General features: G+C 35.2%; 18 protein-coding genes and 3 pseudogenes. 14 read left to right on the top strand and 7 right to left on the bottom strand.

The genetic code is table 11. From position 1 onward, the window contains the following. Positions 1-16: 16 nt before the first annotated feature. A complete protein-coding gene (ftsA, locus tag AAGD74_RS05740; RefSeq protein ID WP_338482714.1) occupies positions 17-1,255 on the top strand; it encodes a cell division protein FtsA in 1,239 nt (412 codons plus the stop codon). 132 nt (positions 1,256-1,387) lie between these two features. Next, complete coding sequence (gene map / locus AAGD74_RS05735; protein ID WP_006279681.1) at positions 1,388-2,170, top strand: type I methionyl aminopeptidase; 783 nt, start codon at positions 1,388-1,390, stop codon at positions 2,168-2,170. A gap of 27 nt (positions 2,171-2,197) precedes the next feature. Here the strand turns inward: map and AAGD74_RS05730 are convergent. Further along, positions 2,198-3,271 (bottom strand): annotated as a pseudogene (locus AAGD74_RS05730) (MFS transporter); the annotation flags it as partial. A 58-nt stretch (positions 3,272-3,329) separates the two neighbouring features. On the opposite strand from AAGD74_RS05730, the gene AAGD74_RS05725 reads away from it, so the two are divergent. The 3 genes from AAGD74_RS05725 (at position 3,330) to AAGD74_RS05715 (ending at position 5,831) form a co-directional block, all read left to right on the top strand. Further along, a protein-coding gene (locus AAGD74_RS05725) for an IS5-like element ISWpi1 family transposase (RefSeq protein ID WP_341810605.1) occupies positions 3,330-4,162 on the top strand; the annotation gives its coding sequence in 2 pieces (ribosomal slippage) (positions 3,330-3,699 and positions 3,699-4,162; 834 coding nt in all). Between the two features lie 422 nt (positions 4,163-4,584). Continuing rightward, entirely contained in the window at positions 4,585-5,529 is a 945-nt protein-coding gene (gene rsmH / locus AAGD74_RS05720; protein ID WP_006279684.1) for a 16S rRNA (cytosine(1402)-N(4))-methyltransferase RsmH, read from the top strand. After that, positions 5,526-5,831, top strand: a complete 306-nt coding sequence (locus AAGD74_RS05715) for a hypothetical protein (RefSeq protein WP_006279685.1) — start codon at positions 5,526-5,528, stop codon at positions 5,829-5,831. The genes rsmH and AAGD74_RS05715 overlap by 4 nt, the downstream gene beginning before the upstream one ends. A 51-nt stretch (positions 5,832-5,882) precedes the next feature. Here the strand turns inward: AAGD74_RS05715 and AAGD74_RS05710 are convergent, their stop codons facing one another. Continuing rightward, a complete protein-coding gene (locus tag AAGD74_RS05710) occupies positions 5,883-6,182 on the bottom strand; it encodes an NADH dehydrogenase ubiquinone Fe-S protein 4 (RefSeq protein WP_006279686.1) in 300 nt (99 codons plus the stop codon). A gap of 145 nt (positions 6,183-6,327) precedes the next feature. Between AAGD74_RS05710 and AAGD74_RS05705 the strand changes: the two genes are divergently transcribed. Further along, on the top strand, positions 6,328-6,939 hold the full coding sequence (locus tag AAGD74_RS05705; RefSeq protein ID WP_338482721.1) for a 50S ribosomal protein L25/general stress protein Ctc: 612 nt from the start codon (positions 6,328-6,330) through the stop codon (positions 6,937-6,939). Beyond that, positions 6,939-7,487 (top strand): aminoacyl-tRNA hydrolase, encoded by a 549-nt coding sequence (gene pth / locus AAGD74_RS05700; RefSeq protein WP_338482722.1) that lies wholly within the window; start codon positions 6,939-6,941, stop codon positions 7,485-7,487. Before AAGD74_RS05705 ends, pth begins: the two co-directional genes overlap by 1 nt. Here pth and AAGD74_RS05695 read toward each other — a convergent pair. Continuing rightward, entirely contained in the window at positions 7,471-8,454 is a 984-nt protein-coding gene (locus AAGD74_RS05695; protein WP_341810604.1) for an IS481-like element ISWpi4 family transposase, read from the bottom strand. The two genes, pth and AAGD74_RS05695, sit on opposite strands and share 17 nt — an antisense overlap. A gap of 13 nt (positions 8,455-8,467) precedes the next feature. On the opposite strand from AAGD74_RS05695, the gene AAGD74_RS05690 reads away from it, so the two are divergent. Then, complete coding sequence (locus AAGD74_RS05690; protein WP_341810603.1) at positions 8,468-8,707, top strand: hypothetical protein; 240 nt, start codon at positions 8,468-8,470, stop codon at positions 8,705-8,707. A gap of 192 nt (positions 8,708-8,899) precedes the next feature. On the opposite strand, the gene ubiH is transcribed toward AAGD74_RS05690, so the two are convergent. After that, on the bottom strand, positions 8,900-10,048 hold the full coding sequence (ubiH, locus tag AAGD74_RS05685) for a 2-octaprenyl-6-methoxyphenyl hydroxylase (RefSeq protein WP_077188488.1): 1,149 nt from the start codon (positions 10,046-10,048) through the stop codon (positions 8,900-8,902). A gap of 540 nt (positions 10,049-10,588) precedes the next feature. After that, positions 10,589-11,539, bottom strand: a complete 951-nt coding sequence (locus tag AAGD74_RS05680; RefSeq protein ID WP_338482200.1) for an IS481 family transposase — start codon at positions 11,537-11,539, stop codon at positions 10,589-10,591. Between the two features lie 52 nt (positions 11,540-11,591). Here AAGD74_RS05680 and AAGD74_RS05675 point away from each other — a divergent pair. Further along, a pseudogene (locus tag AAGD74_RS05675) lies at positions 11,592-12,011 on the top strand (IS5-like element ISWpi1 family transposase); the annotation flags it as partial. Between the two features lie 210 nt (positions 12,012-12,221). Here the strand turns inward: AAGD74_RS05675 and AAGD74_RS05670 are convergent. After that, entirely contained in the window at positions 12,222-13,226 is a 1,005-nt protein-coding gene (locus tag AAGD74_RS05670) for an Mrp/NBP35 family ATP-binding protein (protein WP_338482725.1), read from the bottom strand. Between the two features lie 7 nt (positions 13,227-13,233). After that, positions 13,234-13,632: a hypothetical protein gene (locus AAGD74_RS05665; protein WP_077188486.1), complete on the bottom strand. Its 399-nt coding sequence runs from the start codon at positions 13,630-13,632 to the stop codon at positions 13,234-13,236. A 474-nt stretch (positions 13,633-14,106) separates the two neighbouring features. Between AAGD74_RS05665 and AAGD74_RS05660 the strand changes: the two genes are divergently transcribed. From AAGD74_RS05660 to AAGD74_RS05640, 5 genes and pseudogenes are all read left to right on the top strand, one after another. Then, a complete protein-coding gene (locus AAGD74_RS05660) occupies positions 14,107-14,370 on the top strand; it encodes a transposase (RefSeq protein WP_338482282.1) in 264 nt (87 codons plus the stop codon). Positions 14,371-14,421: 51 nt separating this feature from the next. After that, positions 14,422-14,844, top strand: a complete 423-nt coding sequence (locus AAGD74_RS07325) for an IS3 family transposase (RefSeq protein ID WP_410529912.1) — start codon at positions 14,422-14,424, stop codon at positions 14,842-14,844. Between the two features lie 3 nt (positions 14,845-14,847). Further along, positions 14,848-15,009 carry a DDE-type integrase/transposase/recombinase gene (locus AAGD74_RS05650; RefSeq protein WP_010082071.1) on the top strand — a complete coding sequence of 54 codons (162 nt, stop codon included), beginning with the start codon at positions 14,848-14,850 and terminating at the stop codon, positions 15,007-15,009. After that, the gene (locus tag AAGD74_RS05645; RefSeq protein WP_010082072.1) at positions 15,002-15,166 is read left to right on the top strand and encodes an IS3 family transposase; all 165 of its coding nucleotides are present in this window, start codon (positions 15,002-15,004) and stop codon (positions 15,164-15,166) included. Before AAGD74_RS05650 ends, AAGD74_RS05645 begins: the two co-directional genes overlap by 8 nt. A gap of 58 nt (positions 15,167-15,224) precedes the next feature. Then, positions 15,225-15,882 (top strand): annotated as a pseudogene (locus tag AAGD74_RS05640) (IS5 family transposase); the annotation flags it as partial. Between the last annotated feature and the right edge of the window lie 185 nt (positions 15,883-16,067).

The raw sequence follows: 16,067 nt of genomic DNA, 5'->3' as shown, positions 1-16,067 counted from the left end.
GTAATAAGGTTAACTAATGTACTCTGCAGTAATAGCAAAACCAAAGAGAAACGTTTTTGCTGTTTTAGACATAGGTACAACAAAGATTATTTGTCTAATCGTTAAGATAAATAGCAACTTCAGCTATAAAGTAACAGGAACGGGTTATAAGATTGCAGAAGGTGTAAACGGTGGATCAATAACTAATGTAAAACACGCAAATTACTCCATCTCATCAACTATAGGTTTAGCTGAACAAGTATCAGAAGAAACCATAGATCAGATATATGTGAACATTGCTGGATGTGGCATCTCATCTTTCAATGTACATAATGAAATTATTGCAGCTAACCATGAGATTTCTGAGCGTGATATAAGACGTGTAGTTTTTCAAACATTTGAGAAATATATTGAAGACAATGTTATCATTCACAATATACCACTAAAATATCACTTAGATGACATGACTGACATAAAAGAAGTTGGTGGATTGTACGGAAAAAGACTATCTGCTGATGTTAATGTTGTCACTGCTTCGCGTCCAGCGCTTACCAATATTGAAAACTGTATTACCAATAATGGTGGATTAAATATGGCAGGTTGTATTGCTTCTGCATATTCTGCAGGTCTTGCCTGTCTGAGTGGAGATGAAAAAGAGCTCGGGACTGCTATTGTTGATATAGGCGGTGGGTGCACTGCAATTGGAATTTTCAAAAGAGGGAAACTTGTGTATGCAAGCAGCGTTCCAATTGGTGGTGTTCATATCACTCGAGATATTGCTTACGGGCTATGCACAAGCATAGAACGTGCAGAGTATATAAAAATACTGTATGGCAGCACTATCGTAACTTCAATAGATGAGAATGAGTACATTACAATGCAAAACAACGAAAATGATGAACCTACTCAAGTATTCAAATCTGAGCTTATTAACATCATAAGACCAAGAGTTGAAGAAATACTTGAAATGGTAAGAGAGCAATTTCAAGAGCAGAAAGGTCCAATTAATAAAGTAGTGATCACAGGTGGAACTAGTCAACTCACAAGCATGAAGGAAATTGCAGGCTATATATTCAATAAGCAAGTTCGAATTGGGTGCCCTGAGTCTTGTAGCGGTCTTGATGGCGAATATGATAAAAATCCTGTATTTTCTGCTGCTATAGGCTCTATAAAGCTAATAGTTGACACTTTTTATAAAAATAATTCTGGTATTTTAGGTCAGGATGGTAAAATGAGTAAATTGTATAATTGGGTTAAATCAAAAGTTACAGTCTAGATTTCTGTTTTACCACCTTTCATACAAATGACTTGACACTAGGATCCATAGGACTTATTTTTATAATATGTAAAATTATTATGTTTATGTACTTGCGAGTAAGCGTACCAATTACAATAAGACATGGAAAATATGAACATAACTATACACTCACAAGAAGATTTTGAATTTATGCGCAAGGCTGGCAGGCTTGCTGCTGAAACTCTTGATTTCATTGCACCGTACGTAAAGGTAGGGGTGACAACTAATGAGTTAAATGATCTATGTCATGATTTTATAATTAATGCAGGTGCAATTCCAGCACCACTAAACTATAGGGGGTATCCAAAATCGATTTGCACTTCAAAAAATGCAGTTGTGTGCCATGGTGTTCCCGATAATAAACCACTTAAAGATGGAGATATTTTAAATATTGATGTCACGGTGATTTTAAATGGCTGGCATGGTGATACAAGTCGCATGTTTTGGGTTGGCAAGCCATCAATAAAAGCAAAACGCTTGTGTGACGCTACTTATCATGCATTGATGGAAGCAATCAAACAAGTTAAGCCCGGCAATAAGTTAAATGAAATAGGGCTTGCTATAGAGAAATATATTAGAGATTTTGGATATTCTATCGTACGCAGCTACTGCGGACATGGTATAGGAAAAGTCTTTCATGCTCCACCAAATGTAGTGCATTTCTATGATCAAGATGAAAATCTCGTCTTGAAGGAAGGTATGTTCTTTACAATAGAGCCAATGATTAATGCTGGAAAACATGAGACTCTGCTCAGTAAACTCGATGATTGGACAGTGACAACACGCGATCTTTCACTTTCTGCTCAATTTGAACATACGCTCGGAGTAACAAAAGATGGTGCTGAAATATTCACATTATCACCTAAAAATTGGCACTTCCCGCCTTATAATTAGATTTTTTTAAATTCTGCTATACTGCAACTATACTTGGTTTACTTTGGGTAATTTTGAAGAAAGCTCACCCTTAATTTGCGATATAGCAACTAGCCCAATTAATGCACAGAAAATCATGTAAAAACTAGCTGAAGTCTCTTGTCCTGTAACCTTGATAATTGTTGTGCATATAAATGGTGCAAAGCCGCCAAAAAATCCAGCAGCTATATTTCTTGATAAACCAAATCCACTGTACCGAACCTTTGTTGGAAATAATTCGCACATAAGTGCACTGACAGGACCAAGCGATGCAGCTATTGGAATTATAAAAAGAATGTGTGCCAGCAAGTAATTGCCACTACATAACATTGAAAAAACTGGATAACTCACTATTACAAAAGCTATAAATGCAAATTTCATAACTTTTTCTCTTCCTACCTTATCAGAAAGTATTGCAAACAATATTGTCAATCCTCCGAGCGCAATTTGACTCAGTATTTCCACTATATGATTAAAATGAGTATTTACTGTTAATATTTTATTCGTAAGCACATTGAAAAATACCAAATATATATAGAGAGACGCATTTTCAACCAAGTCAATACCTATTGATATTAGAACAGGCTTTTTGTAATTGTTTAATAACTCTTTTAGTGGCAATTTAGACGGATTTTTTTGTCTTTTATACTCTGGGCTTTCATCAAGTATATATCTCATATATATGCTAATTAATCCCATTGCTAAACTGAAAATGAAAGGTAATCTCCACCCCTAAGATTCAAAATCAGATACTTTTTTGCATATGAGTACCGCTATCAGGCTTAATACTGAACCAAAAATTGCGCTTAATACTTCAATGCTGCCAAAAAATCCTTTTTTGTTTTTAGAAGCATGTTCTATTAAAAATGGTGCATTTCCTGCTTCTCCTCCAAGAGATATACCCTGCAATAATCTTAAACACACTACCAGCATTGACGCTAGTATTCCAATGCTTTGATAACCTGGAACAAAAGCAATTAATACGGTTGATAAAGTCATTAATATAATCGAGAGCAATAAGGCAACTCTTCTGCCATGCTTATCACCAATGTGACCAAATATAGCAGCGCCGATTGGTCTCAGAGGTTGTCCGGAAACAAGTAAAAGGCTATAATATCTGAAATTTTAGTACGGGGTAAAGATGAGAAAAAAGTATCCAACAGATCTAAGCGAAAGGGAATGGGCAAGAATAGAAAAACACTTCAGAGTATCATACAAGAAAGGAGGAAGGCCGCCAAAGTATAGCAAAAGAGAAATATTAGAAGCAATTTTCTATGTATTGCGTACAGGGTGTCAATGGCGGTATTTACCAAATGATTTTCCGCTATGGAAGACTGTGTATGAGCAGTTCAGGCAATGGAAGAAGCAGGGAATTTTTGAGAAAATGAATTATGAAATTACAAAATATAGTAGAAGAAAAATAGGAAGGAATGAGCAGCCGAGTGCCTGTATAGTAGATAGTCAATCTGTAAAGACTACAGAAAAGGGGGGATCAAAGGCTATGATGGAAGTAAAAAAGTAAAGGGTAGAAAAAGGCATATAATTACAGACACTCAGGGTTTTATACTAGGTTGTTACGTAGGCGCTGCTAACGAAAATGATAGAGATGGTATTAAAATAGCATTAAACAATATGAGAACAAAATATACTAAAGTTAAAAAAATGTGGGCTGACATGGGATACCAAGGAAGAAATTTAAAGAATCACATAAAGGAAGAATATGACATAGATATTGAAATTGTTACAAGGCCTCCATGTAGATTTTGGGTGCACAAAGATACGCTACCTGAGCTACTACCAACAAGAGAACAAGGGTTTAAAGTACAGCCAAGAAGATGGGTTGTAGAAAGGACTTTTGCTTGGGTTAATAGGAATAGAAGGCTATCGAAGGAGTATGATTTACTCACAACATCCACTGAGAATTTCATATACCTAGCTATGAGTAGGGTTATGTTAAAGAGGGAATATGCTTGAATTTACTAGTTTCCGGACAACCTCTCATTAAGAAACCCACTGCAAACACTCCAAAAGCTTTCAATACGCTGGTTAGTTGATCATCTGATGGAAAAAACACACCACCTATTATGTTTATTAAGTGGCCAAAAAGCATGTGGTCATACCACAATAAAGTGTTACAAATCAAACTCGAGAATATTGCTTTTGTTATTTGCTGCATAATCTTCTATAGTTTGTTTAGTATTTAGTAATATACATTACTTTTTTTTATATAATAGAAAAATTTGAACATTATACTAATAATGGTATCTTATTAAATCTTAATATTTTTATATCATTGACTATATTCAAGTATTTTTATATTATTGCCTATATATTTCCATATGTTTCAGTGGGAAGCTATTTTTATTTGTATGCACAGAGTCTCTTGATGGAGCACTATGACACACACTCCAGTTTTGTTAAAAGAGATGCTATCACTACTATCACCGCAGGATGGTGGCATATACGTGGACGCCACATTTGGAGCTGGAGGGTATAGCAAAGCAATATTGGAGTCAGCTGATTGCAAAGTATATGCAATTGATAGAGATGAAACGGTAACTAAGTTTTATGATGATTTAAGCGTTAGATATCCAGATAGAATAAAACTATTCATTGAGAAGTTTAGTAATATTAAAAGTATACTAAGCAGCGTTGAGCCATCTCCTGTCATCCCAGTACTTGATACTGGAAAAAATAACTGGTCACGCGCTGGAATGACATCAAACGGGGTGGATGGAGTGGTCTTTGACATCGGAGTTTCATCTATGCAGCTTGATAACGGAGATAGAGGGTTCTCATTTTTACATGATGGTCCACTCGATATGAGCATGGATAACTCTTCTTATATAAACGCTTCAACGTTTGTTAACGCTTTACGCGAAGAAGAAATCGCAAATACTATATATAACTACGGAGGCGAACGTCATTCTCGCAAAATTGCAAGAGCAATAATAAATGCACGGAAGAAGAAAACTATCAAAACTACATTTGAGCTTGCGGATATTGTACGTTCCGTGGTATTTCGTGGAAAAAGCAAAATTGATCCTGCAACCAGAACATTTCAGGCAATCAGAATATGGGTAAACGATGAGCTGGGAGAACTTGAAAAGGGTATTAAAGCTGCATCTGAGATTTTAAGTGAGAATGGCAAATTAATTGTCGTCACCTTTCATTCCTTAGAAGATCGTATAGTCAAAACTTTTTTTAAAGATTTATGTGCTACTGATTGCAAGACATTCTCTCTGCTAAATAAAAAAGTGATCGAAGCAAGCATAGAAGAAGTAAGTGCAAATCCGCGTTCACGCTCAGCAAAACTAAGAGCTATACAGAGGTTGTCGTGAGAACTTTCTGCATCATCTCAATAGCTGTGTTTTTTCTTAGCATTGTAGGATTATTTAAGGTAAAATTACATGTTCAGTCGTTAAATAGAGAGCTAATAAAAATAAAAAGTGAAATTAATTTAGTGCAAAGTGATATAAAAGTTTTACAAGCAGAATGGAGCTATTTGAATAATCCAAAAAGACTTGCAAGCCTTGTAAAGAAATACCTGAAAAATAACTCTTTAATACTGGCTAGCCAGGTTAAAAATCTTGACTCTTTAAATGGCCGCAGTGTGTTAGCACAACTTAAAACCCAGAGTTAAATTGGTTATACTAAGCTTTATCTTTTACAGATAAGCACACCACAATAAACCTTACTTTAGTATGAAATTGCTTGCGTAAGATTTTGGCAGCCTCTTAACATTTTTTGGCATTTCAATTATGTATTTAACGTTGCATTTTTTTGCGTAGAATACTGCTTTTTCAAGAGAATCAAACTTTAATACAATCTGTTTTTTGGGATCTTTTGAGCCAACCCACCCCATCAAAGGTTCAATGTAGTAGGAGCCAGATTCAATTTTTAGGTGCCAGAAATTTGTATTACCTAAACCAGATTGTGTTGCAGTTCTTGTTGGTTTATAAATCCTAAAAACTACTTTATCGTCAATGCCCATAGTTCTTGTTAAATAAGTTTAAATATATATCTAAATAAATCCTTTCACAAACAATTAGTATGAAAGAATGAAGTTTGAAATAAATATTTTTATGTTATATTATTATTAAATTATATTAAAAGGATTAGCTGAATAGGAGTAATCGATGACGCAACAGGAAATAGCAACAATTAATGCAGAGTTACGTAACGTGACAAAAACAAAAGCGGTGCATTCTCTAAGGAAGAAAGGAAACATCCCTGGAATAATATATGGAAAGGGCCATGATAATGTAAATTTGACATTGTCTGCAAAGGAATTCACGAAGCAATATAAATCAGGTTCTCTTTCTGCACATTTGATAGAGCTGAATATTTCGGGCAAAAAGGAATATGCTCTTGTTCGCGATATCCAATTGCATGTAGTAAAGGATACTGTGCAACATGTTGATTTTCAATTTGTTGATAAAGGCAGTGAAATTAAAATAGACATACCTCTATCATTTGTGAATGAAAGTAAAGCCCCAGGGATCAAGTTAGGTGGAGTGCTTAATGTTTTGTGTCGTTCTATTGCTGTTAAATGCTCTCCTGATAAAATACCTCAGGTTATTGAAGTTGATTTATCCGGTAAAATGATTGGCCAGTCTATACATATTAATGATGTAAAATTACCAGAAGGTGTTAAGTTTGTAGCCCATGAAGAAGAAAATTTTACCATTGTTACAATTTCTGCTGCCGATAGTGACGTTGAAGAACCTCAAGCAGAAACAGAAGAATAGTGCACCTGATAGTTGGGCTTGGTAACCCTGGTAGTCAATATGAGTTAACTCATCATAATATCGGCTTCATCACCGTTGATGCAATCTGCAAATATTGGGGTTTTCAGTTGTTCTCTAAAAAAGCCGATTATCTGATAACCTCTGGCATAATTAATGATAATAAAATCATGTTAATAAAGCCTTATTCATTTATGAATAATTCAGGCATCCCTGTTGCAAAAATACGAAACTTTTACAAATTATCGCTAGATAATATCGTTGTCATACACGATGACGCTGATTTGGAACTTGGAAGAATAAAAATAAAGAAAGATGGTAGCTCTGCTGGACATAATGGACTTAAATCCATAGATAGTTTTATTGGCAACGATTATTGGCGCTTGAGATTTGGAGTGGGTAGACCTGAAGATCAAAGAAGCTTAGCAGATTATGTGTTATCAAAATTTTCAAATTTTGATAATGTTACTCCCTTAGTGGAAAAAATAGCAAAAAATATACACTTAATGCTGCAAGGAGATAATACAGCTTTTATCAATTTGATTGTATAATATTACGAAACACAGGAAAAGTGTATGGTCCCAGAGTGTGATGGTGTGGATTTAGTATGAACAATTCAGGAGATTTTGTCCACTGTAAAGATATAAACTCAAAAGGTGTAAGACCCTTAAGAGTTTTGAGTCTTTTAGCATAATTGTAGGCCATAACAAAGTCATAAAGATGCTCTTTGAGTTGCTGGTGAGACTGATAGTAATACTTCTTAACAGTGGCATTCTTTAAAGTTTTGTTCATACGCTCGACTTGCCCATTTGTCCAAGGATAGCTAACTTTTGTTAGACGGTGTTCAATGTCATTTTCTTCACAAGCTCTATCAAATATATGTTGAAAAGCGTATTTATGGCGTTTTTGGTTGGTAAATTGTACACTGTTATCTGTCAAAATAGTGTGGATTTTATATGGTAAAATTTTAATCAAATTACGTAGAAACTCAGCAGCTATAGGTTTTGTAGCACTTTTATGCAACTCAACATACGTAAATTTGGATGTTCTATCTATTGCAACAAACAAATATAACTTTCCTTCTTCTGTTCTGACTTCTGCAATATCAATATGGAAATAGCCTATAGGATATTGTTTGAATTTCTTTTTTGGTTTAACTTCGCCATCAACATCTGGTAGTCTGCTAATGCTGTGCCTCTGTAAGCAACGATGTAGACTAGAGCGAGTCAAGTGTGGGATTGAGGTTTGCAAAGCGTAGAGACAATCATCTAATGGCAATAGAGTATGCTTACGAAATGCAACAATTACAGCCTCCTCTTCTAAAGTTAAAACAGTTGATCTTGCATGCTTCGGACCCATATCAGCGTCTTTGGCAAAAGACCGTTTTCTCCATTTAATGATAGTTTTTGGATTAAGGTTATAGTACCTGGAGAGTTTTGCTATGCTCTCTTTACTATTTTGTATTGCTCTACGAATTGTCTCTGTTGTTTTGGCGCACCCATGTAATATTTGTCCCATAATTCCTCCTTTGATGGTATTGTTTTCTCATATTTTATCATACCATCACACTCTGGGACCATACATCCCCCCCCCTCCCCCCCCTAATTCCTATATCAAACCTTTCTTTACTAGATTATATAGTCAATATAAAAAGCCATATAAAATTGCTTCCACTGCTGCCATGAGGAAATTGCTTATTCTTGCTAACTCTTTAGTCAGAGATGACAGGGTTTTTACTGAGGAATATAACTCTCTGTCTGTTTCTATCTAAGAGCCAGTATAGCTGTGGATAAGCACGTTTATACAGATAAAAGTACTTATCCACAGCTACATCAATTTTTCTATTGACTTTTAACACAACTGCTAAACAGATACATTCGTCATCCCGCTACGTGTTAGCGGCCAAGATACCGCGGCGGTATGACGTGGGAAACCTGACTTGCATTAACTATAAAATAGTGATTTATATAAATCCCATAGCATGCCGAATGAAGCGTTTTTTGAGGAAATTTGAATTTTCAACTGCAATCAAGCCAAGATTTCTTAGTGCTTTAGCGCAGAATATTCTGTTGGAAAACATCCTATTTAATCCATCAGTTGCAAGCGCCATTGTAAAATTATCAAAGTATCTGTTACGTGAAATTTTCTTTAATAAATAACTACTGCCAACATCAATACCAGATGCTTTTGCGGCAACTACGTGCTTTATAATACTTTCTACATCTCTAATTCCAAGATTAAGCCCTTGACCTGCAACTGGATGAATTGAATGTGCTGCATCGCCGATAAGCAAAACTCTACCCTTATATAACTTTTTTGCGAAAACAAAACTTAAAGGATAAAGTTTTCTTTCACCCTCTAGTTTTATCTTTCCTAAATAAGAACCAAATCTTTTTTTAAGCTCTATAATAAATTCTTCTTCAGACAGATCCATTAGCATTTTTGAAATTCCAGATTTTTCTGTCCAAACTATCGAAGAAGTATAGCCATCCTTTATCGGTAGAATTGCAAATGGACCGCCAGGAAAAAAACGCTCTACAGCTAAGTTTTGGTGATGCAGTTCATGCTTTACATTAAATACTATGCTACTTTGTTTATAGTCAAATTTCACTGTCGGTATAGAAAATAACTCTGGTAATTTAGAGTTTTTGCCTTCAGCGCAGATAAGTAGCGATGATATTAATTCCTGGTTATTATCAAGAATCACTTCCACATATCCTGAATCACAAGCAATTGTTTTATAGGAATGTGGAGAGTATATATTCAGTTTATTTAGAAAATTATTGTTGATTGCATTCCATATAGTAGCATTGTTGATAACATAACCCATTGGCTCTTCGCTAACCATTTTATGATTGTAATGCACAGTAACCGCATCTAATATGCATATATCAAGTATTGGCTCAGCTTCACTTTCCACAAACTGCCAAATCCCTAACTTTTCCAATATTTTTTTCGAGCCTTGAGAAATAGCAAATGCTCGATTATCATCTACTACACGTGGTAGACTATTTTTTTCAATCACAGCTACAGACACAGAGTCACAACTGAGGCCAATGGCAGTAATAAGACCAAGTAACCCACCACCTGAAATGATTACATCATAATTCATTTTATTTACGCTAATTGTAAAATTATATTTTATCTGTTTTGAAAATAGTTTAAACAAACTTTATATATAAATTAAATTTTTTAGATCCCAGTGTCAGCTACTTGGATGACATCTAAAGACACTCCACCTTGTCATTCCAGCACGTAACGAACAACTGTACGAACATTTTGCGAAGGCAGTGTGTTAAATGCTATGGCCGGTTTTGCCTCAAACATAAAGGTGTCATCCCAGTGCTTGACACTGGGATGGCTTTGTTGCATCGCTAGCTATGATGGATTAAAGATAAAAAAGGTGGAGAATATCAGTAGCTTATTATTCTGGTATTTACAACAAGAACGGTCAGTGAATACCTAAATTTGAGTAAAAGAAATTTCACTACCACTCACTAATCCGGCTAAAATTCAAGAATTTCAATGCTTTAGCTATTTTCAATAGAATTAAATTTATTAATATAAATAACAAATTACTATTCTTAAATTTGATCAGATTGATTGCAAAAAAACAAGATTTTCAATAAGTTGCTTATAATCCTAATTATAGTTAGATGTATGGTCCCAGAGTGTGATGGTGTGGATTTAGTATAAATAATTCTGGAGACTGTGTCCACTGATAACATATAAATTCATAAGGAGTAAGACCCTTAAGAGTTTTGAGTCTCTTTGCATAATTATAAGCCATAACAAAGTTATAAAGGTGTTCTTTAAGTTGCTGGTGCGATTGATAGTAATACTTCTTAACTGTAGCATCCTTTAAAGTTTTATTCATACGCTCGACTTGCCCATTCGTCCAAGGATGGCTAACTTTTGTCAAACGATGTTCAATAACATTCTCTTCGCAAACTCTATCAAATATATGTTGGAAAGCATACTTATGACGCTTCTGGTTTGTAAATTGTATACCGTTATCTGTCAAAATAGTATGGATTTTATACGGTAAAATTCTAATCAAATTACGTAAGAACTCAGCAGCTATGGGTTTTGTAGCACTGTTACACAACTCAACATAGGTAAATTTGGATGTCCTATCAATAGCAACAAACAAATGTAATTTGCCCTCCTCAGTTCTAACTTCAGCAATATCAATATGAAAGTAACCGATAGGATATTGTTTGAATTTCTTTTTTGACTTAACTTCTCCATCAACAGTTGGTAATCTGCTAATGTTGTGTCTTTGTAAACAACGATGCAAGCTAGAGCGAGTCAAATGCGGAATTGTAGACTGCAGAGCGTAAAGGCAATCATCTAGTGGCAGTAGTGTATACTTGCGAAATGTAACTATTATAGCTTCCTCTTCTAGCGTTAAAACAGTTGATCTTGGATGCTTTGGACCCATATCAGCATCTTTCGTAAATGAACGTTTTCTCCACTTAATAATAGTTTTTGGATTAAGGTTATAATGCTTGGAGAGTTTTGCTATGCTCTCTTTTCTATTTTGTATTGCTCTACGAATCGTCTGTGTTGTTTTGGCGCACCCATGTAATATCTGTCCCATAATGACTCCTTAAATGATGATGATAGTATACCATCACTCTCTGGGACCATACAAGGGTTTTATACTAGGTTGTTACGTAGGCGCTGCTAACGAAAATGATAGAGATGGTATTAAAATAGCATTAAACAATATGAGAACAAAATATACTAAAGTTAAAAAAATGTGGGCTGACATGGGATACCAAGGAAGAAATTTAAAGAATCACATAAAGGAAGAATATGACATAGATATTGAAATTGTTACAAGGCCTCCATGTAGATTTTGGGTGCACAAAGATACGCCACCTGAGCTACTACCAACAAGAGAACAAGGGTTTAAAGTACAGCCAAGAAGATGGGTTGTAGAAAGGACTTTTGCTTGGGTTAATAGGAATAGAAGGCTATCGAAGGAGTATGATTTACTCACAACATCCACTGAGAATTTCATATACCTAGCTATGAGTAGGGTTATGTTAAAGAGGGAATATGCTTGAATTTACTAGTTTCCGGACAACCTCTTAGCCTTTCATAAGTAGCGATGCAACAAAGCCCACTGGGATCCATTCTTCTTTTTTTCTGGATTCCAGCGTCACGCGCTGGAATGACAAAAGCTGCTAATTTTTCATGTAAATAATGGTTATGCAAGCAGTCTATTTTGTAACTAACAAAAGAGGACTTTGATTCGCATGTTTCTCACGCTTATTCTATTGTTTAACTATACTTTGAGCAATGTCTTCATAAATCTCTGCCAAATCCTGACTTAGCATTAAAGGATTTCCGCAATCAGAAGCATGGCATATTTGTGGATCTAGAGGAACTCTGCCTAGAAGTTTGATGCCCAGCTCCTCAGACATTTTTTTTGCACCGTCTTTTCCAAATATGTATATTTTTGAGCCGCTTTGAATGAAATAACTCATATTTTCTACAATGCCAATAACCGGTACGCTGAGCTTTGTAAACATATCATAAATTTTGCGAGCATCGATTAAAGAGAGCTCCTGTGGAGTTGAAACTATTATCGCCCCAGTTAAGTTAAAATTTTCCATAAGACTTAAATGCACATCGCCAGTTCCAGGTGGTGTATCAATTATCAAATACTCTATATCGGACCATTTTGTTCCCATTAGCAGACTATAAAGTGCTTTTGTAATCATAGGTCCGCGCCATATTGCTGCACGATCTTTATCGATAAAATAGCCAATTGAAATAGTATGCAGTCCATACTTTTCTATAGGCATTGCTTTACTATCCTGTATTTCTGGCTTTAATTTTTCAGCGCCAAGCATTTTAGGAATTGAAGGACCATATATATCTGCATCAACCAGCGCAACTTTATGTTTCAACTTTGCTAATGAGAGAGCAAGATTTAGCGCAACTGTGGACTTGCCCACACCGCCTTTACCAGAGGCTACAACGATTATATTTTTCACTCCTTCGATATGTAATTTAGCTTTTTGTTGCCCAGTTTGTTTTTGACCAGTAGCAACCACGGTCACTTTTGTCACCCCCGGTATAGCTTTAACAGCTTGCTCACAATTTTTTCTTAATTCTTCATTTGCTTGCGTGTTACCGGCAACTTCAAGCACAAAACCAACATCTTGACCTTTAATAATAATTGAGGATATTATGCCAAGAGCGGTCACATCTTTACCGCTTTTTTGCTCTATGACTTTTTTTAAGTTCTCTCTTACAATTTTTTCGTTGATCATTAGCCTTTTAGGTGATTTCTTCCTGAAGTCGTTTAATCTCAGCTTGAGGAAGGCCGGTTGTCTGAGAGATAATATCAATAGAGATGTCAGCCTTAAGTAGGTTTTTTGCTACTTCAATCTTTCCCTCATCAAGTTTTTTAGCGAGGATGCCTTCTTCTTTCCGCAGATCCATTATTCTTTCTTCATATGCTACTAAATCTTTTTCATTCCAGCTAAACCTGTCTAATTCATCGTAGGCTAACTTTATTATTGGTGCTTTTTCTGCTATTTTCCTTAAGTCTTCTTCCGTAGTTTCATCTGCATATTGTTGTCTAAGTGAAGAAGGTCGCCCCTCCTCACTCGACTTCAAAACCGTACGTGAGACTTTGCGCCTCATACGGCTTCTCTCCAATTTGGTGCTTTTCATGCACACCTCCTGTGTAATTCATCGTGACAATGTCCATGTAACAAAGATAAGTTTTTGATCATGTTGTTTCGTCTATTCCGGTCTTTGTGATGTATTTCTATTGTATCATCACTTTTAAACCATAGTCTACAATTATCACATTTACTTTGTTGTAACTTCAATAGTTTTATTACTCTTAATGGCTTATCTGGTATTTTTCTCAGACGTTTACCCCAATATACCCAATCACCATCATATGGAGATCTGGTTTTTTGCACTTTGATATGTCGTTTAATATCATGATCGCTGTGTATAATAAGATGTATCTTGTTACTTGTCATAAAACGCCAGTTATCGTTATTATACTTTTTAAAGTATTTTCTTTTTATCCAGCATTTCCCTTTGTTTGGGTGCCTAAAGACTGACCTTACCCAGAAAAAGTGGAGAGAAAGAAAAGAGTTTTTTTGGGTAAAATAAAATTTTGGAGGATTAGAAATGGTAAGAGAATATACGGCAGAATTCAAATTGGAAGCTGTTAAGCTGGCAAATGAACAAAGAAAGGTAGGTCAACCAGTTGCAAAAGTAGCAAGAGATCTAGGAATAAGAGATAGTGTATTAGGAAAATGGATGAAGAAATATAACGAAAAAAAGTCAGCGGCAAATGCATTTCCAGGTAGAGGTAACATGGCTCCTTACAACAAAGAGAGGTTTGATTTACAAAGAGAGTTAGCAAGAGTAACAAGGGAAAGAGACATTTAAAAAAAAGCCCTGGCCAGTCAAAAAGAGTAAAATATTTTTTTATAAAAGAGCATAGTAACTGCTATAAAGTACAGGAATTATGTAGGATTTTCTGCTAGTGGCTACTATAAGTGGACTACAAGGAAAATAAGCAGTAGAGAATCAGCAAATAAAGAGTTATTAGCAGATATTCAAAAAATATATCAAGCTTTTAAATGTAGATATGGAGCTCCTAAAATTCATGCTGAATTGAAGGCTTTGGGTAAAAGTTGCAATTTGAAAACGGTGCAAAGTATTATGCAGAAAAATGACATCAGGGCTATACTGAGAAGAAAGTTTAAAATTAAAAAACAACAAACAGATAATAGAGCTGTAGCTCCCAATATACTAGATCAAAACTTTATTGTTGATCAACCAAATAAAGTATGGGATTACTTACATCAAAACCAAGGAGGGATGGCTATATTTGGCAGCAATAATTCTCACGTATGGTAGTTAATGAGTAGTGCAATAAATAAACAATTGGTTATGAACTCTTTATTAATGGCCATTAATAGGCGTAAACCTGTTAAAAATCTACTGCTGCACAGTGACCAAGGTTCACAATATACTGCGCAAGGGTATCAATATCTCTTAGCTGTAAAGAATATAGATGAGTAATAAAGGCTGTTGTTACGACAATTCTGTTGCAGAAAGCTTCTTTAGCTCATTGAAAAGAGAAATACTTATTGATACTTCACAACACTCTGCTCAACAAACTAGAACTGCAATATTTGAATACATAGAAATTTTTTATAACAAACAACGTCACTATTAGAGGTTGTCCACAAACCAAGGAATACGTAGTATATAAAGAAAGAATATTGAGGTAAGAGATGAGGAAAAAATATCCAACAGATTTAAGTAAAAGGGAATGGGCAAGAATAGAAAAACACTTCAGAGTATCGTACAAGAAAGGAGGAAGGCCACCAAAATACAGTAAGTGTGAGATAGTAAATGCAATTCTTTATATACTGCGCACAGGATGTCAATGGCGCTATTTACCACACGATTTTCCGCCGTGGAAGGCTGTGCATGAACAGTTTAGAAGATGGAAAAAGCAGGGAATTTTTGAGAAAATGAACTATGATATCACTAAATATAGTAGGTCAAAAATGGGAAGCCGAGCGCATGCATAGTGGACAGTCAATCGGTAAAAACCACGGAAAAAGGGGGGGCAAAGGTTATGATGGTGCGAAAAAGGTAAAGGGGAGAAAAAGACATATAATCACAGATACTCAAGGATTTGTGCTTGGTTGCTATGTAGGAGCTGCAAGCGAAAATGACAGAGATGGGGTGAAGATGGCATTGGACAATATGAAGGAAAAATACAGCAATATTAAGAAAATGTGGGCTGATATGGGATACCAAGGAAAAGATTTAAAGGATTACGTAAAGAGAGAATATGGGATAGATATTGAAATTGTCAAAAGGCCTCCATGTAGGTTTTGGGTGCATAAAGATACACCACTAGAACTATTGCCACAACGGGATGGCTTTGTTGCATCGCTACTTATGAAAGGCTAACTATAGTTAGGATTATAAGTAACCTATTGAAAATCTTGTTTTTTTGCAATCAATCTGATCAAATTTAAGAATAGTAATTTATTATTTACATTAATAAATTTAATTCTATTGAAAATAGCTAAAGCATTGAAATTCTTGAATTTTAGCCGGAT

The sequence above is a fragment of the Wolbachia endosymbiont (group A) of Campoletis raptor genome (assembly GCF_964026755.1).
Lineage (GTDB): Bacteria > Pseudomonadota > Alphaproteobacteria > Rickettsiales > Anaplasmataceae > Wolbachia > Wolbachia pipientis.
Note: the sequence above shows the minus strand (reverse complement) of the source record. Positions and strands in the feature narration are given on the sequence as shown.